The organism is Actinosynnema sp. NPDC091369, from assembly GCF_044757065.1.
In the GTDB taxonomy this organism is placed as follows: domain Bacteria; phylum Actinomycetota; class Actinomycetes; order Mycobacteriales; family Pseudonocardiaceae; genus Actinosynnema.
In genome coordinates, this window is the sequence record NZ_JBIVUG010000001.1 from 845,729 (window position 1) to 864,254 (window position 18,526).

Sequence of the window (18,526 nt, forward strand, 5' to 3'; positions counted from 1 at the left end):
CGTCGGTGGTCACAGGTCGGCGAAGAACGACTCCATCAGGGCGGCGCAGCGCTCGGCCAGGACGCCACCGACCACCTCCGGCCGGTGGTTGAGGCGGCGGTCGCGGACGACGTCCCACAGGGAGCCGGCGGCGCCGGTGCGCGGTTCCCAGCAGCCGAAGACCACCCGGCCGACCCGGGCCAGGACCAACGCGCCCGCGCACATCGTGCACGGCTCCACGGTCACCGCCAGGGTGCAACCGGTCAGCCGCCAACCATCACCGTGGACCGCGGCGGCGGCGCGCAGGGCCAGGACTTCGGCGTGCGCGGTCGGGTCGCCCAGGGCTTCACGGGCGTTGCAGGCGCGCGCCAGCTCGACACCGTCCGGGCCGTAGACGACCGCGCCGATCGGGATGTCGCCGGTCTCGGGTGCGCGTGCGGCCACCTCCAGGGCGGCCTCGACCATCGCTTCGTCGGCGGCCTGGCTGATCACGCCCCCACCTCCGCCGTGACGGCCCGCTTCGGGCTCGCGGCCGGGAGGCCCGACAAGCCGCCCAGGGCCGATCCCCGGTCCGGCGAGGAGAGGCTCGACGAACCGCACGGGGCCGGCGCGGTCGGGCGGAGGGAGTTCGCCACGGGCACCCCCGTGGGAAGGGCCGGCCGGCGGTTCGGGGTGGAGGGGTGCGACGAGGCGGGCGGGGTCGGGTGGAGGGAGAGCGTGGGGCGCGGCGTGGGTGGCTTCGTTGGGCGCGGAAGGGTGCTCGGCGAGTGCGACCGCGGGTGCGGTGGGCTCGGCGAGATGGTGGTGGTGGCGCTCACGCCTGGAGGCTGTCCAGGAGCTTGGTGAACTCGTCGCCGAAGCCGCAGCGCTGGGCGATCATCTGGAGCTGCTCGTCCGGGTACAGGTCGACCTCGTCCACGACCACCTGCATCTCGTGCTGCGGCATGCCGAGGTCGGCGAGCACGGCCAGGTCGCCCTCGGGCCACAACTCGTCGTCCTCCTCGTCCGGCGGGTCCACCCGGAGCAGGTCGAGCACGTCGGCCGCGATGTCGTAGTCCAGCGCCGCCGCCGCGTCGGACAGCAGGAGGGACACCCCGCCGGGCACCGGGCGCAGGACGATGAAGAACTCGTCGTCCACCGCCAGCAACCCGAAGACGGCACCCGTCGAGCGCAGTTGGCGCAGCTCCGTGATCGCCGCGTCGAGCTCGGACAGCGCCGAGCTGTCCATCTTGCTGCACCGCCATCGGCCGTCCTCACGAACCACCGCGACAGCGAAGCCGTTGACCGGCTCCTGGTGTGCCATGTGCACACCGTAGGGCCACGCCGACGCACCCGGTAGCACGGGGGCCTCGGCCACGGGCACGGGGGGCTTGGCGGTGCCACTATCGAGGGATGAGCACAACTCTGCCGAACGCCCCGACGACCGCCCCCGAGCCCCGGTTCACCGGGCTGGTGGAGGCCGCCCGAGCCCTCCAGCCCAGGACAGTGGCGCTGCGACGGCAGGTGCACCGGCACCCGGAGCAGGGGTTGGACCTGCCCGCGACCCAGGCCGCGATCCAGCACGCGCTGTCCGGCCTCCCGCTCGAGGTGACCACCGGGAAGTCCAGCAGTTCGGTCACCGCGGTGCTGCGCGGCGGCAAGCCGGGACCGACCGTGCTGCTGCGCGGCGACATGGACGCGCTGCCGCTCCAAGAGGAGACCGGCCTGGCCTACGCCTCCGAGGTCGACGGCTCCATGCACGCCTGCGGCCACGACACGCACGTCGCCATGCTCGCCTCCGCCGCACGCCTGCTCTCGTCGCGCCGCGACGCGCTGGCCGGCCAGGTCGTGTTCATGTTCCAGCCCGGTGAGGAGGGACAGCACGGCGCGCGGCACATGCTCGACGAAGGCGTGCTCGACGCGGCGGGCGCGCCGGTGGAGAAGGCGTTCGCCCTGCACATCACCTCCACGCTCCAGTCCGGCGTCCTCATCTGCCGCCCCGGCCCGACGATGGCCTCCGCGGACACCTTCCACATCACGGTCAAGGGCCGCGGCGGGCACGGCGGCATGCCGCACGACGCGCTCGACCCGGTGCCGCCCGCCGCCGCCATGGTCGGCGCGTTGCAGACGATGGTCGCCCGGCGGGTCAGCGTGCACCAGCCGGCCGTGGTCACCATCGGCCGCATCGCCGCGGGCACGACGACCAACATCATCCCGGAGACCGCGCTGGTCGAGGGCACCATCCGGACGCTCTCGGAGGACACCAGGGCCCTGGTGCACCGCGAGCTCCAGCAGGTGGTCACGCACGTGGCCGCCGCGCACGGCTGCACGGCCGAGGTGCGGATCATCCCCGGCTACCCGGTCACGGTGAACGACGACGTGGTCGGCCCGCACGTCATCGACATCACCACGGCGGCCCTCGGCTCGCGGTGGGCCGCGCACATGGACGACCCGCTGATGGGCGCCGAGGACTTCTCCTACGTGCTGCAACGGGTGCCGGGCGCGATGGCCTTCCTGGGCGCCTGCCCGCGCGGGGTCGAGCTGGAGCGGGCGGAGCCGAACCACTCCAACCGGGTGCTCTTCGACGAAGCCGCCATGGAGCACGGGGTCGTGGTCTACACGGCGTTCGCCCTGGACGCGCTGCGGTAGTCCGAAGCCGGGCCGGAGACGCAGAAGAGGTCGGGGTCGGGGCTGTGGTGGTGTTCATGGCCTCGACCCTGCCCTCGATCGTGAGGGCCGGCGAGGGCCGTTTCGCGATCTGTGGACAACTCCTGTCCTGTGGACAAATGGGGGGTGCGGGTCCGCGCCGGCAGGATGAGCGCTGTGCGAAGCGTCTGCGTGGTCGGGCTCGGGTTGATCGGTGGTTCGGTGCTGCGCGCGGCAGCCGCCGCAGGGCGCGTGACCTGGGGCGCGACCGCTTCGACAGCCGACGCGGGGACAGCCCGGCAGGACGGCTTCGACGTGCTCGACCTCGCCGCGGCACTCGACCGCGCGCGCTCGGAGGACGCGCTCGTCGTCGTCGCCGTCCCGCTGCCGGCTGTGGAAGAAGTGCTGCGCGCGCTCCCCGCGAACGTCCGGCTCACCGACGTCGTCAGCGTCAAGGGCCCGGTCGCCGACCTGGTCCGCCGGGTCGCGCCGCACGCCCGCTACGTCGGCGGCCACCCGATGGCGGGCACCTCCTCCTCGGGCTGGGCCGCGGGCCGCGCCGACCTCTTCCACGACGCCGCCTGGGTCGTCACCGCCGAGGACGACGCCGATCCGGACGTCCTCACCGACGTGATCGATCTGGCCCTCGCCGCGAAGGCGCACGTCGTCCCGACCACCGCCACCGAGCACGACGCCGCGGTGGCCCGCATCTCCCACCTGCCGCACCTGCTCGCCGCCGTGCTCGCCAGCGTCGGCGCGGACGGCGGACCGCTCGCCCTCTCCCTGGCCGCCGGCTCGTTCGGCGACGGCACGCGCGTCGCGGGCAGCCGCCCCGAACTCGTCCGCGCGATGTGCGAGGGCAACCGCAGCGCGCTGCTCGACGCGGTGGACGACGCGCTGGGCAGGCTGGGCGCGGCCCGCGGCTCGCTCGCCTCGACCGGCGGCCTGGCCAAGACCATCGAAGCCGGTCACGCCGCCCGCCGGGCGCTGGTCGACAAGCCGACCCTCACCGACCTGACCATCGACCTCGCCGCGCCCGACGCGTCCCGCACCCTGCGCGACCTGGGCGCGCGCGGCGGCCGGATCGTCGCGCTGAACGGCACGACCGCGCTCGCGCTCACCCCATAGGGTGCACCGGTGGAGCGTCGCAGACTCATCGCCGTGGTCGGGGGCCTGGCGCTCCTCGGCGGCGCGGTGGTGGTGCTGCGCAACGAGTCCGCTCCCCCGCGCCCGCAGACCTTCGAGCGGTTCCTCGCCGACACGGTCGAGCACGTCCCCGACACGCAACGCCTGGCCGCGCCCACCGACCTCGAGCTGACCGCGCTGGACCGCACCAGCCTGCGCGCCACCTGGACGGCCACCGACGGCATCGGCCACGGCGGCTTCGAGGTGCGCTGGAACGGCCGCACCCGCCTGGTCCGCGGCACCGAGACCGAGCTGACCGACCTCGACGCCAACACCGACGTCCACGTCGAAGTGCGCGCGCTCGACGCGATGGGCACCCGCTCCGACGCCGCCACCGCCGACGCCGTGCCGCGCCTCGCGTACGACGAGACCTGGCAGGACGCCCTGGTGCAGCCCGTCGACGTGTTCGACGGACCCGAGGCGCTCACCACCCGCCGGTGGCGAGTCCTCGACGGCGGCAACACCGACTGCCTCGGCCTGCGCCCGCTCAACGGCAAGCGGCTGGAGATCACCTGCGACCGCGTCGACCTGCAGTCCAACGTGCCGGTGCGGCTCGGCACGCCCGCGCCCGACGGCGCGACCGCCCGCGTCTCGCTCACCACCGACGGCCCGGTCGGCGACCGGCCCGGCGAGAGCGAGCTGCTGATGGCCCTGCTGCCCGACCCGGCCCAGGACCTGGGCCGCCTGACCAGGCCGTACCCGCCGGACGCCGTGGTCCTGCGCGTCACGCCGTTCGGCGCGCAGTTCTTCGTCGGCGACGCGGAGAACGGGATGGGAGCCACCTACGCGCTGCCGACGCCGGGCGTGCGCCACCGCTGGGAACTGCGCGTGAAACCCGGCGTTGTGGTGGCCCTGCGCGACGGGGCCGAGGTGGCGACCGCGCCCGTCGACCTGCCGTGGACGGCCGCACGGGCACGCCTGGCGTTCCGGCAGGCCCAGGGCACGCACCTGGACGTGTTCGCCGTGGGCGGCGTGCCGGGCACGCCGGTGGCCGCGTCCGTCGTGCCGCTGGGTCCGAGCGTCACCGAGGACGGCGCGGCGGCCCTGGGCAACATCGCGAGTTCCCGGCTGGAGGGCGCGTCCTCGGTGCGCGTGGTCGCCTCCGTCGTCTCCCAGAGCGCCGCGCCGATCACGGTGGAGCTGGGCTCGCGGTCCGCGCCCGCCGTGGTCATGCCGCCGGACCGCGGTCCGGACCCGAACCGCCCGACGGTCGTCCACGCCGACTTCCCGCTGCCCTCGCCGGACCCGAACCCCAAGGTCAGGCTGCGTTCCGACGGCGGGGTCAGCGCCCACGACGCCCACGCCGTCATCGCCGACGGCCAGGACGCCCGCCACCCGCTGCCCCGCCTCACCGACCGCGAGCTCCTCGACCCGCTGGTGCCGCCGCCGTCGGTCTCGGTCGTGCACGAGTCCGCCAACGACTCCGAGTTCCCCACCTTCCCGAACCGGGGCAGGGTGCGGCTCACGGTCGAGTTCGCCGACACGCGGGCGCGCGAGGTCGCCCCCGTCAAGGGCGTGGAGGTGGACCTCGACGGCGAACGGCTCGTCGCCCTGCCCACGCACGGCTCCGCGGGCGGGCGCCACGAGTTCCTGGTCGACGTCTCCGGACTGGCCGGCGGGCGGCACGAGCTGGACGTGCGCGTGCTCCCGGTGGACGAACGGCGGGGCGTGCAGTCGTACGAGCAGACGTTCGAGATCCGGCCCCTGTAGCCCGCGACCGGCCATTCTTGGTCTCGGGTCGGCAACGACCGGGTGATCGGGGTCACCCCGACACCTAACTTGACTCAATGGAACGTCGTCGGGTCGCCCTCATCGCCGCCGGTGTGGTGCTGTTCGCCGGGGTGGTCGCGGTGCTGCGCACGACCGGTGTCGGCGAACCCGCCACCGCGACGAGCACGTCCACGCCACCGCCCACCTCGCTGTCGCCCTACGCCGCCGAGGGCGTGATCGTCCCGACCGCGGGTCCGCTGCCGGCCGAACCGCGCCAGGTGGCCGTGACGCCCGGACCCCACCGGTTGCAGGTGCGGTGGACCGGTGACGCGCCCGGTTACGAGGTGCGGTGGGGCGCGCCCGGCCACCTCGACCACTCCCGGTTGACCACCGACTCCGTCACCCAGATCGACGGGCTCGAGGACGAGCGCATGTACGAGGTCGTGGTGCACGCCGTGGACGCGTTCGGGCAGCGGTCCTCGCCCGCGCGGTCCACCGGCACCCCGCACGCGGCCACCACCGGCGACTACGCCCTGGAGGACCGGTTCGACCAGCCCGACGCGCCCGACCCGACGCGGTGGCGGTTGGCGTCACGGGGCAACTGCGCCCGCGCCACCCCCGGCCACGGCGACGACGGTCGGCGGCTGGTGCTCAGCAGCAACTGCGCGGCCGCGCCCGCGACGCTGCGCTCGCGCACGCCGTTCGTGCTGCGCGACGCCGACGACCTGGGCCGGTTCGTGGTGGAGACCGACGCGCCCGGCGGTGACGGCGAGCTCGTGCTGGACCTCGTGCCGGGGCCGGTGTCGCTGGTCAGCGGTGACGCGCTGCCCCCGGACGCGGTGCGGCTGCGGGTGGCGACGAGCGCCGGGACGACGTCCGTGCAGGTCGTCGTGCCCGCCGGGACGCCGACCACGACCGTGCGCGCGGTGCCCGCGTTGGAGACCGGGATCAGCCACCGGTGGGAGCTGGCGCTGCGCCGCGACGGGGTCCGGGTGCTGTTCGACGGCGACGTGGTCGCGACCAGCCCGGCGGTGCCCGCGTGGCGCGAGGCCACCGCGCTGGTGTCCGTGGCCGGTCCGACGGGGCAGCGCGCGGCGGTCAGCCTGATCGCGTTCGACGCGGCCGAGGCGTCCGCGCCGAAGTGGGTGCCGGGGCCGCAGGTCGACGTGGCGGTGGCCGTGGCCGCGCCCGAGACCGGGCCGGTCCAGGCGGTGCCGGGCGTGACCGGCGGGCAGTTGCGGATGGCGTTGCTGCACACCGACGCGTCGCCGGAAGCGCCGCCGTTCAGCGTGTCGGTGGCCGGGGTGGTCGTGCCGCTGCGGCCCGCGCTGGCCGGTGCGCCGTGGCGGGCCGGTGTCGCGTACCCCGTGGTGGCGGACCTGCCGGCGGAGGCGCTGCGGGTCGGCGCGTCCGGGAAGCTGGCCGTCACGCTGGTGACCGGGCTGCGCGTGCAGGCCACCCACGTGGACCTGGAGCTGACCGGGTCGGCCACCGGCACGCCGCCGAGCACCGAGAAGGCCCCGCTGATCGGGCAGGAGCCGGAGCTCGCGCGGATCAACGGCACGGTGCTCGACGCGAGCGGCCAGACCGTGCCCGAGGGCGCGGCGGTGCAGCGCGGGCGGATGGTGTTCGACCTGGCGCTGGAGGGGCGGCCCGGGGTGGCGCTGGCCGGGCTGGCCGGGTTCAGCCTGCGCGTGGACGACGAGCGGGTGGCCGTCGTGCCCACCGCGTCCGGCGGGCCCGGGATCGCCGGGCGGTACCGGTTCGCGCTGAACACCGGCGGGTTGTCGCTCGGACCGCACATGATCGAGGTGCGGCTGTTCGGCACGTCCGGTGAGACCCGCCCCACCTCGGCTTACATCCCGTTCTTCGTCGGCCGGTGAGAGGATGGGGCGCATGTCGCGCCCCCTCATCCTCGACGCCGCCCGCACCCCGTTCGGCCGCTACCGCGGTGGGCTGTCCGGTGTGCGCGTGGACGACCTGGCCGCGCTGCCGATCGTGGAGCTGCTGCGGCGGCACCCCTCGCTCGACCCGGCGTCCATCGACGACGTGCTGCTGGGCAACACCAACGGCGCGGGCGAGGAGAACCGGAACATCGGGCGGATGGCGGCGCTGCTGGCCGGGCTGCCCACGTCGGTGCCCGGTGTCGCGATCAACCGGCTGTGCGCGTCCGGCGGCGAGGCGATCGTGCAGGCGGCGCGGGCGCTGGCGCTCGGGGACGCCTCGCTGCTGGTCGCCGGTGGCGTGGAGGGGATGACGCGGGCCCCGTTCGTGGTGCCGCGGCCGGACAAGCCGTTCGCCGACCGGCTGGAGTCGGTGTCGACGGCGCTCGGGTGGCGGCTGGTGAACCCGCGGATGAAGGCCGAGTGGACCGTGCCGCTGGGGCGTGCGGCGGAGGACGTCGCGGTGGAGCTGGGGATCACGCGGGAGCAGATGGACCTGTTCGCGCTGCGGTCGCACCGGCGGGCGTCGGCGGCGTGGGACGCCGGGGTGCACGAGGGGTTCGCGTTCCCCGTGCAGCTGCGGGACGGCGCCCCGGTGCGGCGGGACGAGTCCGTGCGGCCGGAGACGTCGGCGGACAAGCTGGGGAAGCTGAAGTCGGCGTTCTCCGAGGGCGGGCCGGTGACGGCGGGCAACTCGTCGCCGCTGAACGACGGCGCGGCGGCCGTGCTGATGGGGTCGGAGGAGGTGGCGTCGTCGTTGGGGATCACGCCGCTGGGCGAGTTCCTCGGCTCGGCCGTGACGGCGGAGGACCCGCAGCGGTTCACCCTGGCGCCGGTGTCGGCGATCCGGAAGCTGCTGGGGCGGCTGCGGATCGAGTCGTCCCAGGTGGACCTGTGGGAGATCAACGAGGCGTTCGCGGCGATGGCCCTGTCGGTGCTGCACCACCTGCCCGAGGTGGACCGGGAGAAGGTCAACGTGCACGGCGGCGCCATCGCGTACGGCCACCCGCTGGGCGCTTCGTTCCCGCGCGTGGTCGTGGACTTGTGCCGGCACTTGCGCGCGCGCGGCGGCGGTGTGGGCGTGGCGGCGGCTTGCGTGGGCGTCGGCCAGGGCATGGCGATCGCGGTCCGGGTGTGAAGATCGCCTGATCGAGCGACAGCACCGCGGCCGACGCCTTGCTAAGCTTGGCCACAGCCGAGGCCGCTAGGCCGAGGAAGTGAGCCCTGGTAGGCCCGTCGGACGGCGGGAGCCAGGGCTTCGCGCTTTTCACCGCAACTGCTGCCGCCGGGTGACGACGCCGATGTCGATCACTTCTTCTACGAGCGGCGCGACGCGCTTGCGCCACTCACCCCCGGCCCCATGGCACCAAGCGATCGCGTCGGGCACCCACAGCGCCGGGTCGCCGTGCGAGCTCAGGTGCTCGTAGAAGAACGCGTCAACCGGTGCGCGGCGGTCGCACAGCGCCTGGAAGATGACGCGACGGTCGACGCCGTCCTCCACCGGGCCGCGTGAGTCGAGCACCAGTCGCTTGACGCGTTCTTCGACCAGGTCCGCCACCAGCCTCGCCAGGCACCTCTGCCGAACCGCCTCCGAGGGCCCTCGACCCAGGTAGATGCGGCTGCGGAAACCGGCGTCGACCAAGCGCCCGATGACGTCCTTGCGGACGGTGTCGCTCTCGCTCTTGAAGTGCAGCCTGCGCTCGCCCGCTACGCGGAGCCGGCGCATCAGGCTGCGAACCCCCGGGAGCTGCCGCGTTTCCACGAACGCGGCCACGAGCAGGTAGCTGGATCGACGGGACTCGTCGACGAAGACGTGGGTGTGCACCCAACGATCGTTGCGCGCTCGCACGACGGGCAAACGATTGCTCGCCCGATCTGATGATCGATCGCCCGACTGGGGCGACGTCGCCCCGGCCGGCTCAGATGCGGTAGGCGATGCGGGGGTAGTCGACGACCAGGCCCGTCCGGTCGACGGTGATGTCCTGTTCGAACTCGCCGTGCGTGAAGGAGACGACCGAGCGGTCCTCGCCGATCGAGACCGTGCGGTAGCGCTGGCGGACCAGTTGGACCGACAGGTCGGGCAGGGTCACGTAGACGACCGGGATCTCGTGCTCGCCCTCCTCCTGCTGGAGGTTGAGGCGGCGGATCGGGATGGCGTTGAACAGGACGGCGAACTGCACGTCCACGTCCACCGCGCCGTCGAAGTCCGCCCGCTCGGCGCCCTGGCCGTAGTCGACCAGCCAGATGCCCTCCGACGAGCGGCTGACCGAGATCTGCCGCTCCTCCGACACCGTGGCCGTCCGCAGCAGCAGCCGGGTGACCGCGCCGGTCTCACCGACCGACACCTCGAACGACCCGCTGAACTGCTCGGACGGACCGGCGGTCACCAACCTGCCCGAGGCGCGGAGCTTGCGCTCCGAGAGCAGGAACCGCACCTGCTCCAGCCGGGGCACGTCGTAGCCCTGCCAGGTCACCATCTGCGCGGCCGCGGCGCGGGACTCCCCGGACGGGGTGGCCCGCTCAGCCGTGTTGAACGAGTTCACTCTCCACCCGGAAGGATGTCCTTGGCCTTCTCGGCCACCGTTTTGACCTGCTCTTCGTGGCCGAACCTGCCTGCGATGAACTCGGCGGCCTGGTCGATGCCCGCATCGACCTGCTCGTGGTGCTGCTCGAGCAGCTCGGACGCCTTGTCCCTGATCTCGTCGAAGTTCATCGTGCTCCTTCGCACTCCTGACGCAGGCTACCCGAATCGCCCTCGTGCCCCCAGCGGCAAAACCGTACCCCCGCCGACCACGCGATCACGCCCCGCACGCCGGAACGGCCCCCTGGGCGAGTCCCAGGGGGCCGTTCCGGTCGGTCACTCCGCTCAGGCGGTGCGCTTGCGGCGCACGAACAGCAGCGCCCCGGCGCCCGCACCCAGCAGGCCGACGCCGATCAGCAGCGGCACGAAGATCGACGCGCCGGTGTTGGCCAGGTCGTCGTCACCGCCGCCGCCCGCGACGGCCGTGGTGGTGGTCGTCGGCGCGGCGGTCGTGGTGGTGGTCGTCGGCGCGGTGGTCGTGGTGGCCTCGGTCGTGGTGGTCACGACGGTGCTCTCGACCCACTTGACCTTCGCCTTCTCCTCCACCTTCACGGTGGACGGCTTGGCGATGATCAGCGACTGGGTCTCCTTGGCGGGGCTCTCCGACACGAACAGCCGGCCGTGCTGGAGCTGCGCGTCGGCCTTGACGGAGAACTCGACCTCGCCGGACTCGGTGCCCGGGGCGACCTTGACGAAGATGTCGGCGGTCCGGGTCTCGGCCCGCGCGCTGAAGTCGCCGTCGCCGGCGGGCGTGAGCGGGTTGCCGTCCTTGTCGGTGAAGGTGACCCCTGCGGGTACCTCAGCCTCGACCCGGAACGAGTCGGCCGTGGTCTCGACGGTGAACGGCCCGATCAGCCGGCCGTCGGCCTTGCCGGTCAGCTCCGCCTTGTCGATCTTCAGCGTCGGTGCCGGCTGCTGTTCGATGCCCTTGTTCTTGTCGCCGGTCAGGTAGTCGTAGACGGCCTTGACGTCGGCGTCGACCTCGGGATTGGTGTCCTTGGTCGGGTCGGACTTCAGCTTCGCGCCGTCGCTGAAGCGCCAGATGGCGGCCTGCGTGGCGGCGATGGCCTCACGCTCGTCGATGTCGCGCCCGGTCGCCTCGGACAACACCGACGGGTCCTTCAGGGGGTAGCTGTTGTGCAGGATCCAGTTCACGAACTTGGCGTTCGCCACGAACTGGGTTTTGCTGTTGGGGTGCTTGTCCCACGGCACCTCGTGCAGCGGCGTGCCGTCCTTCAGCACGGTCGGCAGCTCGACGCAGTAAGCCTTGACGACGGTCTTCTCGCCGTTCTCGATGACGTAGAGCGGGATGAGGTTGGCGTCGAGCCAGTCGCGCTTCTCGCCCTCGATCCCGAGCTCAATGCCCTCCTCGTGGTGCTTGAGGAAGTCGGGGTCGTCACGCTCGATCGGGATGATCTTGACCGGGTCGGCGGCGGCGGGCAGCGCCGCGGTCAGCAACGCGATCGAGGCGCCGAGGACGGCGGCCCCGAGGCGCTTCGGACTCAACCGGGAAGCCATTTGTCTCCTTGAGGCTCGCGAGGGAAGCCCGTTGGTGTGTTCAAGGCGGCGGTCCGTGTCGTCCGGGGAGCTACTTGGCAGAGCGCTCCGACACCGAGACGACAGGAATCAGCCGAACATTAGCTGATCGTGCTCATCCAATCGAGAAAGGGCGACACCGTGAGCATCACTGCCTGCCAGCAGCGCAAACGCACGGCAGCCCTCCACAGTGGATGATCGAATGATATTCGACGCCCTGTCGAGCACCGCCGCCGGGCTCCTGTTTCGACGGACCGCGAAACGGACGCGGATTCCCGCAGTCACGACGTCATCGCAGCTCAGGCGGTCCACAGTGGATTGCACGTATTCGGAGCCGACCCGCTTTCGACGCCACACCGTTGCCGAACGGTGATCTACGCCACCAAAGCGGACGGCGTGACCGGGCGAATGTCGCCGACCCGCAGCGACGTGCCCGGCAGGCACAGGTCGCGGGCCGTCGGCGGCTCACCGGTCAACATCCACTTCACCAGGGCCGCGAGCTGGAACGAGATCAGCGGCGGCACCGCGTCGCCCAGGTGCCGGTAGGCGTTGCCGATCACCGACACGTCGAACCGGAACCGGCGCGGGAAGCCCTGGAGCAGCGCCATCTCCCGCACCGTGCACAGCCGGTGCTGCTCGGGGTGCGCGTAGCGCCCGTTGCCGACGTGACCGCACTCGCGCTTGATCGTGCGCGCCGGCTCGTCCCACCACATCCGCCCGTACACGTCCGGGTGGGAACCCCACTTGCCCTCTTCGATGATCTTGCGCTGGGCCGGGTTCAGCAGCAGCTCGGCGGGCGAGCCCACCAGGTCGCCCCACGACCCGCCGTCGGCCGGGATGGCGCGCATCCGGTCCAGCGAGCGGTCGCGGCGGAACGACGGCGACACGTGCATCGCGTCCTCCGGGTGCGCCTCGCCCGCCTCCACCGGCGGCAGCTTGCCGATCGCCCGCCGCACGGTCACCGCGCCGGGCCGGACCTCCCAGCCCTGCCAGAGGTCCTCCAGCGTCCGCAGCGGCACGCCCGCGTCCACCGCCACGACCATCGCGCGCTCACGCAGCTGCGGCAGCCCGAAGCGCGACAGCATGTGCGTGCTCGCGTCCACTTCGTACCCGATCTCCAGCAGCTGCTCGGCCAACCCGTCCAGGTGGTGCCGCTGCTTGCCCTTCACCAGCTCGCGCGCGTTCTCCAGCACCAGCACGCGCGGCCGGAACTCGGCCACGTACGCGGCGACCCGGCCGACCAGCGAGTTGCGCGGGTCGTCGCGCAGGTGGTTGGCGGGCGCAATCCGGGTGAAGCCCGAGCACGGCGGGCACGCCACCAGCACGTCCAGCTCGCCGCGCCGCAGGTTCCACACCTGCCGCAGCACCGCCGGGTCCAGCCGGCCCAGGTCGACCTGCAACGGGTCGACGCCGATGTTGTCCCGGTAGATCCCGTTGCAGCGCAACGACCCCAGCCGGGACGACGGCTTGCCGATCTGCGCGTCGGCCGCGCCCACGATGGTGAAGTCGCGGTGCGCTTGGAAGCCGAGGCTCATGCCACCGGCGCCGGAGAACAGGTCGACGACTTTGAAGGTGGGTCCGCGCACCGCGTGATCGTACGGTGGGCGCGCCGCCCACAGGCGAGTGATCCCGCCGGTGCTCGGCCCCGTGATCGCGTACGTTGCCCGCCATGGAGCTCCCACCTGCGTGGCAACGGCCGGATCCGTTGCGTGGACTGGAGGACATGCCCTGGTCGGTGCTCGCCCACGGGGCAGGCGTGGACGACTTGATGCGTCGCGTCGTGCACGGCGAGCGCGTGACGCGGGAGGTCGCCTGCCAGGCGCTGGTCGACCGGCTGCTGGTCGACGACACGGTGTCCGAGGCGAGCGTGTGGGCCGTGCCCTTCCTGGTGGAGATGGGCGCGAGCTACCGGGTGCCCGCGGACAGCCGCGATCGGGTGATCTTCCTGCTGGCCGCGATGGCGCTGGCGAGCTGGGGGTTCACCGACGACGGCAAGCGCACCCGCCGGCGGTGGAACGCGCTGGGCCGCGAGCTGCCCCGCCGGCCGCCGGACTGGATCACGCAGACGCGGTACGAGGTGGCCAAGGGCGCGCCGAAGGTGTTCGAGGCGCTGGCGGGCGCGGAGGTGGCGTGCTCGATGGCGCTGGCCATCGCGGTGCCCGAGGTCGTGCCGCGGCACGTGGTGGGGGTGGCCGAGGACCTGTCCTCCGCCGACCGGTCGCCGCGGCTGCTCGCGCTGGCCGCGCGGGTCGCGCTGCACCTGGTGTGCGACACGCCGATCACCCCGGCGCTGCTGCGCGCCACCGCGCAGGGCAACCCGGACCTGATGCGCGCCTACCGGGACAAGGTCTACCCGCCCAACCAGCCGCCGGCGGTGACGTTGCAGCTGATGGGCTACCGGTACGCCTTCCTCGCCGCGTACGAGGGAACCGCCTACGGCGACTCCGCTCCCCCCACCGGCGAGGAAGGCGTGACGATCAGGCCGTGACGATCAGGCCGTGACGGCGGTCGGCTCCACGACCGCGGCGGCCTCGTCGTCGGCGACCGGAACCGCGGGCTCCAGCGGACCGAGCGCGGTGCCCCACTCCTGGTCGGCGAGGGCGAACGCGGCCACGGTCAGCGCCACCACCGGGCGGCCGAGCGGGAGCTGGTCGGCGTAGAAGTCCAGCTCCAGCCGCGCGCCCAGCGGCGACGGGCGCAGCCGCAGCACGCCGTGCGGCGTCTCGTCGGGGTGCGCGAACCGGCACGACCACTCGGTGAACACGATCGGGCGTTCCACCACCTCGGTCGGGTGGACCGCGCGCACGTTCGCGCCGACCGAGCCGTGCCGGTAGTCGTCCGCAGCCGAGACCAGCAGCTCCTCGAACTCGATGGACGACACGCCGAGGTCGTGCCCGGCGACGAGGGCGACCTGCACCAGCGCCAGCGGCAGCTGCGGCAGGGCGTCCTCGAAGCACACCATCGCGCCGCCGTAGCGGGTGTTGATCTCGGTGGGCAGGAAGCCGTCGGCGGTGGCGATGCCGTCGAGGGTGAACGTGCCGCGGTAGTCCACGGTCTCGCGCAGCCGCTCGCCGACCCGGCGGGCCAGGTTGCGCATCTCCTCGCGGATCCACGCGGGCGGGTCGTAGTAGGACGCGCAGCCCGCGTACAGGAACCGGGCCTGGCCCGCGCGGCGCGGCACGACCATCTCGATCGGCCGCAGCACGGCGGTGCCGTCCGGGAACACGATCCCGTGCACGCTCACCGGGATGCCCTCCAGGAACGGCATCACCCGGACGAAGTCGCACTTGGCCGCGAGCACGTCGAACGCGTCCTGCGCCTCCTGGCGGTCGCGGACGCGGCGGACGAAGTTCGCGCCGCCGTTGATCGCCGGGCCGTCGCCGGACCAGACGACGCCCGCGCCGCGGTCGAGCTGCTGGGTCGCCGCCCACAGGCCGTCGAAGTCGAGGCCGAGCACGACGGCGGGCGCGCGGGGCGCGGACAGCTCGTCCCACAGGCCGTCGATCGTCGTCTTGTTCTCCAGCTCCACCCACTCGGGGCGGCGAGCGTTGAGCACCGGACGGCCCGCGAACTCGGGCGTGTGCACGTACGGGGTGCTGATCACCAGCGCCTCGCCGCGCGGGTCGAACTCCTCCAGCACCGCGCGGACCTGGCGGTTGGGCGAGGTGAGCAGCTTGGTGAGCCGGTTCTGCTCGACCGCGACGAAGCCGCCCGCGATGCCGAGGGGAACCCAGCGGGCCACGTCCGAGTCGTGCAGCGGCGCGTGGTCGTCCGTCGACAGCACGAGCGTATGGCGGGCACCGAGTTGGTGCAGCTCGCCGGCGCGACTACTCAGCCGAGTGCCGCCTGCGAGCACGACCAACCGGTCGCCGAACAGGGTGCCGAGGCGCGCTTGAAGCGCGGAAAGGACGTCATCCATCGCCGAGAACTCGCTTTATGAGAAGCAGACGAGACAGCCGGCGAGCGCCGGGTGTCACGCACTGTAGAGGCAGGCGATGGGATCGGCCCAGCACGGTCCGGCAACGACCGCATGAAACTTGCCGATGGGTTCAGCGGCGCGTGCGCGAGATCATCGAGCGGCGTCGCGAAGGACCTGGTCAACCCGGTTCAGGAAGGCACGCGGTCCCCGGGCCTTGGGGAACGGGAGCAGCAGGCCCAGCAGCGTGTCGTCCACCGACGGCGGCGCGGCGGCCACGATCTCGGCGGCGGTCTCCAGGAACCGCTGCCGCTTGGCCTCCTGCACGGCGTACTCCGCGAGAACGCCCTCGATGCTCGTGTGCATGGCTGGATGCGGGTAACTCACTTGGGTTGTATCGGCCCCACCGGTCCCTACCTTTAGGGTGAATTTGCACCGAGTTCAGGGACGTGATCGCCCGGTCGGACGTGCTGGGATGTCGCCATGCGCGTTCTGGTCACCGGGTCATCCGGGTACGTCGGACGAGTGGTCTTGGCGGAGTTGGCCGCCGCGGGCCACACTCCTGTCCCCTTTTCGGGTGATGTCCGGGTCGGCTCGGCCGCGGCACCGGTCGACGCGGTCGTGCACCTCGCCGGGCTGACGCGGGTGCGGGAGTCGTTCGACGACCCCGTGCGGTACTACGACGTGAACGTCGGCGGCACGGTGAACCTGCTGCGGTCGCCGCCGCCCCGGTTCGTGCTGGCGTCCACGGCGGGCGTGTACGGGTCACCGGGAGTCGCCGCGATCGGCGAGGACTGCCCCCGCGCGCCGGTCAACCCCTACGCGGCGTCGAAAGCCGCCGCCGAGGACGTGCTGGCGTGGGCCGCCGGTGCGGGTGGGGTGCGCGGGGTGGCGCTGCGGTTGTTCAACGTCGCGGGCGGCGGCGACTCCGACGACACGCGCGTGATCACCAGGGCGTGCGGGGTGGCGTCCGGGCGGCTGCCGCCGATGGAGGTGTTCGGCGACGGGTCGGCGGTGCGGGACTTCGTGCACGTGCGGGACGTGGCGCGGGCGTTCGTGACGGCGGTGGAGCGCGCGGAGGAGGGGTACGCGGCGCTCAACGTGGGCGCGACCCCCGCGAGCGTGGCCGACGTGCTGGCCGCCGTGGATCGGGTGAGCGGCCGGGAGGTGCCGGTCGTGCGGCGGCCCGCGCACCCCGGAGAGGCGCGCGAGCTGCGCGCGGACACGACCCGGCTGCGCGCGTGGGGCTGGCGGCCGACCTGCTCGGACCTCGACACCCTGGTCCGCGACCAGTGGGCGGCCGAGGCGCTGCCTCAGACCTGAGCGTCACGCCGCTTGGGCAGCGGCACGCGGTCGAGGTCGGCGGCGACCACGATCTCGCCGTCGAACACCTCGGCGGCCTCGTCGTGGAACAGCCGGGGTTCGGTGTAGCGCTGCGAGAAGTGGGTGAGGACGAGCTTGCGCACGCCGCACCCGGCCGCGACCGTCGCCGCCTGGCGCGCGGTCAGGTGGCCGTGCTCGACCGCCAGCGCCTCGTCCGCGTGCAGGTAGGTGGACTCGATGACCAGCATGTCCGCGCCGTCGGCGAGCTCGAACACGCCGTCGCACAGCCGGGTGTCCATCACGAAGGCGAACCGCTGCCCCCGGCGCGGCACGCTCACCTCGTCCAGCAGCGGCGGTCGGAGGTCGCGGATCGCGCGGCCCCGGATGCCGCGGGCGGCCAGCTCTTCGGGGAGCATCGTGCGGCCGTCCGGTTCGACCAGGCGGTAGCCGTAGGCGGGCAGGGAGTGGTCGAGCCGGCGCGCCTCCAGCCGGCCGAACGGCCCCTCGGCGAGCACACCCGGCCCGGTGACGGGGTGGCCGCGCACGTCCGCGACGTCGTGGAACGAGCTGGCGTGCCGCAGCCGGTCGAAGTACTCCGCGCCCTCGGCCGGGAAGTGCGCGTGCACGGTGTGCGGCACGCGGTCGAGGGACATGCGCTGCACCACGCCCGGCACGCCGAGGCAGTGGTCGCCGTGGAAGTGCGTGATGAACAGCCTGGTGATGTCGGTGGCGGCCACGCCCGCGCGGACCATCTGCCGCTGCGTGCCGTCGCCGGGGTCGAACAGGAAGCCCTCGGCGTCCCAGCGCAGCAGGTAGCCGTTGTGGTTGCGGGTCCGGGTGGGCACCTGGCTCGAGGTGCCGAGCACGACCAGCTCTCGTGGTGACACGTGGCAGAGTCTGCGGCATGGAGAGCTTGCAGGCGGTGTCGTCGTGGCCGGTGGACACCGCGGCGACGGCCGTGGTGGACGCGCGGGGCGAGGTGCTGGGCGCGCACGGGCCGGTCGACCACCGGTTCCCGCTGGCGTCGGTGACCAAGCTGCTGACCTCGTACGCGGTGCTGGTGGCGGTGGAGGAGGGCGCGGTCGAGTGGGACCAGCCGGCCGGGCCCGAGGGGTCGACGGTGCGGCACCTGATCGCGCACACGTCCGGGTTGGCCTTCGACTCGGCCGACGTCCAGGCGGCGCCGGGGACCAAGCGGATCTACTCCAACACCGGCTTCCAGGTGCTCGCGGACTTCGTGGCGGCGGCGACGGAGATCCCGTTCGCGCGGTACCTGGCGGAGGCGGTGTTCGAGCCGCTGGGCATGGCGTCGTCGGAGCTGACCGGCTCGGCGGGCGCGGGCGGGGTGTCCACGGTGTCGGACCTGGTGCGGTTCGCGGCGGAGGTGCAGGCGCCGAAGCTGGTCTCGGCCGAGCTGGTGGCCGAGGCGACGACGGTGGCGTTCCCGGGGCTGCGCGGCGTGCTGCCGGGGTTCGGGCTCCAGAAGGAGAACGACTGGGGCCTCGGGTTCGAGATCCGGGCGGCGAAGTCGCCGCACTGGACGGGGTCGGCCAGTTCACCGCGCACGGCCGGGCACTTCGGGCAGAGCGGCACGTTCCTGTGGGTGGACCCGGACGCCGGCGTGGCCTGCGTGGCGCTGACCGACCGGAACTTCGGCGAGTGGGCCGTGGCGGCGTGGCCCGCGTTCACCGACGGCGTGCTGGCGGAGCTGGGCCGCACCCGGTGAAC

At 73.1% G+C, this 18,526-nt stretch carries 18 protein-coding genes; 8 read left to right on the forward strand and 10 right to left on the reverse strand.

Translation table 11 applies throughout. The features are described 5' to 3' along the window. Positions 1–9: 9 nt before the first annotated feature. Entirely contained in the window at positions 10–444 is a 435-nt protein-coding gene (locus ACIQMJ_RS04160; RefSeq protein ID WP_499760241.1) for a nucleoside deaminase, read from the reverse strand. Between the two features lie 349 nt (positions 445–793). After that, entirely contained in the window at positions 794–1,282 is a 489-nt protein-coding gene (locus ACIQMJ_RS04165) for a tRNA adenosine deaminase-associated protein (RefSeq protein WP_499759524.1), read from the reverse strand. An 89-nt stretch (positions 1,283–1,371) separates the two neighbouring features. On the opposite strand from ACIQMJ_RS04165, the gene ACIQMJ_RS04170 reads away from it, so the two are divergent. The 5 genes from ACIQMJ_RS04170 (at position 1,372) to ACIQMJ_RS04190 (ending at position 8,580) form a co-directional block, all read left to right on the forward strand. Further along, positions 1,372–2,607: a M20 metallopeptidase family protein gene (locus ACIQMJ_RS04170; RefSeq protein ID WP_499759525.1), complete on the forward strand. Its 1,236-nt coding sequence runs from the start codon at positions 1,372–1,374 to the stop codon at positions 2,605–2,607. A gap of 165 nt (positions 2,608–2,772) precedes the next feature. Further along, positions 2,773–3,732, forward strand: a complete 960-nt coding sequence (locus ACIQMJ_RS04175; RefSeq protein ID WP_499759526.1) for a prephenate dehydrogenase — start codon at positions 2,773–2,775, stop codon at positions 3,730–3,732. Positions 3,733–3,741: 9 nt separating this feature from the next. Continuing rightward, the gene (locus tag ACIQMJ_RS04180; RefSeq protein WP_499759527.1) at positions 3,742–5,499 is read left to right on the forward strand and encodes a fibronectin type III domain-containing protein; all 1,758 of its coding nucleotides are present in this window, start codon (positions 3,742–3,744) and stop codon (positions 5,497–5,499) included. Between the two features lie 77 nt (positions 5,500–5,576). Next, positions 5,577–7,382, forward strand: coding sequence for a fibronectin type III domain-containing protein (locus ACIQMJ_RS04185; RefSeq protein WP_499759528.1), 1,806 nt, complete (start codon positions 5,577–5,579; stop codon positions 7,380–7,382). Positions 7,383–7,395: 13 nt separating this feature from the next. Continuing rightward, on the forward strand, positions 7,396–8,580 hold the full coding sequence (locus ACIQMJ_RS04190) for a thiolase family protein (RefSeq protein ID WP_499759529.1): 1,185 nt from the start codon (positions 7,396–7,398) through the stop codon (positions 8,578–8,580). A 129-nt stretch (positions 8,581–8,709) separates the two neighbouring features. Here ACIQMJ_RS04190 and ACIQMJ_RS04195 read toward each other — a convergent pair whose 3' ends face one another. The 5 genes from ACIQMJ_RS04195 to ACIQMJ_RS04215 form a co-directional block, all read right to left on the reverse strand. Beyond that, positions 8,710–9,267 carry a hypothetical protein gene (locus ACIQMJ_RS04195; RefSeq protein ID WP_499759530.1) on the reverse strand — a complete coding sequence of 186 codons (558 nt, stop codon included), beginning with the start codon at positions 9,265–9,267 and terminating at the stop codon, positions 8,710–8,712. A gap of 94 nt (positions 9,268–9,361) precedes the next feature. Next, the gene (locus ACIQMJ_RS04200; RefSeq protein ID WP_499759531.1) at positions 9,362–9,985 is read right to left on the reverse strand and encodes a putative glycolipid-binding domain-containing protein; all 624 of its coding nucleotides are present in this window, start codon (positions 9,983–9,985) and stop codon (positions 9,362–9,364) included. Next, positions 9,982–10,155, reverse strand: coding sequence for an antitoxin (locus ACIQMJ_RS04205; RefSeq protein ID WP_499759532.1), 174 nt, complete (start codon positions 10,153–10,155; stop codon positions 9,982–9,984). Before ACIQMJ_RS04205 ends, ACIQMJ_RS04200 begins: the two co-directional genes overlap by 4 nt. Positions 10,156–10,308: 153 nt before the next feature. Further along, a complete protein-coding gene (locus ACIQMJ_RS04210) occupies positions 10,309–11,541 on the reverse strand; it encodes a thioester domain-containing protein (protein WP_499759533.1) in 1,233 nt (410 codons plus the stop codon). Between the two features lie 392 nt (positions 11,542–11,933). Next, on the reverse strand, positions 11,934–13,145 hold the full coding sequence (locus tag ACIQMJ_RS04215; RefSeq protein ID WP_499759534.1) for a DNA cytosine methyltransferase: 1,212 nt from the start codon (positions 13,143–13,145) through the stop codon (positions 11,934–11,936). 83 nt (positions 13,146–13,228) lie between these two features. Here ACIQMJ_RS04215 and ACIQMJ_RS04220 point away from each other — a divergent pair, with 83 nt between their 5' ends. Next, positions 13,229–14,047 (forward strand): hypothetical protein, encoded by an 819-nt coding sequence (locus ACIQMJ_RS04220; RefSeq protein WP_499759535.1) that lies wholly within the window; start codon positions 13,229–13,231, stop codon positions 14,045–14,047. A 3-nt stretch (positions 14,048–14,050) separates the two neighbouring features. Here the strand turns inward: ACIQMJ_RS04220 and ACIQMJ_RS04225 are convergent, their stop codons facing one another. Both ACIQMJ_RS04225 and ACIQMJ_RS04230 read right to left on the reverse strand, forming a co-directional pair. After that, the gene (locus ACIQMJ_RS04225) at positions 14,051–15,343 is read right to left on the reverse strand and encodes a hypothetical protein (RefSeq protein ID WP_499759536.1); all 1,293 of its coding nucleotides are present in this window, start codon (positions 15,341–15,343) and stop codon (positions 14,051–14,053) included. 285 nt (positions 15,344–15,628) lie between these two features. Then, complete coding sequence (locus tag ACIQMJ_RS04230; protein WP_141979669.1) at positions 15,629–15,841, reverse strand: hypothetical protein; 213 nt, start codon at positions 15,839–15,841, stop codon at positions 15,629–15,631. Between the two features lie 117 nt (positions 15,842–15,958). Between ACIQMJ_RS04230 and ACIQMJ_RS04235 the strand changes: the two genes are divergently transcribed. Then, positions 15,959–16,798, forward strand: a complete 840-nt coding sequence (locus tag ACIQMJ_RS04235; protein ID WP_499759537.1) for an NAD-dependent epimerase/dehydratase family protein — start codon at positions 15,959–15,961, stop codon at positions 16,796–16,798. Here the strand turns inward: ACIQMJ_RS04235 and ACIQMJ_RS04240 are convergent. Beyond that, on the reverse strand, positions 16,789–17,685 hold the full coding sequence (locus ACIQMJ_RS04240; protein ID WP_499759538.1) for a ribonuclease Z: 897 nt from the start codon (positions 17,683–17,685) through the stop codon (positions 16,789–16,791). The two genes, ACIQMJ_RS04235 and ACIQMJ_RS04240, sit on opposite strands and share 10 nt — an antisense overlap. 17 nt (positions 17,686–17,702) lie before the next feature. Here ACIQMJ_RS04240 and ACIQMJ_RS04245 point away from each other — a divergent pair, with 17 nt between their 5' ends. Continuing rightward, positions 17,703–18,524, forward strand: coding sequence for a serine hydrolase domain-containing protein (locus ACIQMJ_RS04245; protein ID WP_499759539.1), 822 nt, complete (start codon positions 17,703–17,705; stop codon positions 18,522–18,524). The last annotated feature ends 2 nt before the right edge of the window (positions 18,525–18,526 follow it).

Excerpts from the sequence above, each read along its gene's own strand:
- ACIQMJ_RS04160 (WP_499760241.1), bottom strand. The coding sequence starts at position 444 with ATGGTCGAGGCCGCCCTGGAGGTGGCCGCACGCGCACCCGAGACCGGC.
- ACIQMJ_RS04165 (WP_499759524.1), bottom strand. The coding sequence starts at position 1,282 with ATGGCACACCAGGAGCCGGTCAACGGCTTCGCTGTCGCGGTGGTTCGT.
- ACIQMJ_RS04170 (WP_499759525.1), top strand. The coding sequence starts at position 1,372 with ATGAGCACAACTCTGCCGAACGCCCCGACGACCGCCCCCGAGCCCCGG.
- ACIQMJ_RS04175 (WP_499759526.1), top strand. The coding sequence starts at position 2,773 with ATGAGCGCTGTGCGAAGCGTCTGCGTGGTCGGGCTCGGGTTGATCGGT.
- ACIQMJ_RS04185 (WP_499759528.1), top strand. The coding sequence starts at position 5,577 with ATGGAACGTCGTCGGGTCGCCCTCATCGCCGCCGGTGTGGTGCTGTTC.
- ACIQMJ_RS04190 (WP_499759529.1), top strand. The coding sequence starts at position 7,396 with ATGTCGCGCCCCCTCATCCTCGACGCCGCCCGCACCCCGTTCGGCCGC.
- ACIQMJ_RS04205 (WP_499759532.1), bottom strand. The coding sequence starts at position 10,155 with ATGAACTTCGACGAGATCAGGGACAAGGCGTCCGAGCTGCTCGAGCAG.
- ACIQMJ_RS04210 (WP_499759533.1), bottom strand. The coding sequence starts at position 11,541 with ATGGCTTCCCGGTTGAGTCCGAAGCGCCTCGGGGCCGCCGTCCTCGGC.
- ACIQMJ_RS04220 (WP_499759535.1), top strand. The coding sequence starts at position 13,229 with ATGGAGCTCCCACCTGCGTGGCAACGGCCGGATCCGTTGCGTGGACTG.
- ACIQMJ_RS04230 (WP_141979669.1), bottom strand. The coding sequence starts at position 15,841 with ATGCACACGAGCATCGAGGGCGTTCTCGCGGAGTACGCCGTGCAGGAG.
- ACIQMJ_RS04235 (WP_499759537.1), top strand. The coding sequence starts at position 15,959 with ATGCGCGTTCTGGTCACCGGGTCATCCGGGTACGTCGGACGAGTGGTC.
- ACIQMJ_RS04245 (WP_499759539.1), top strand. The coding sequence starts at position 17,703 with ATGGAGAGCTTGCAGGCGGTGTCGTCGTGGCCGGTGGACACCGCGGCG.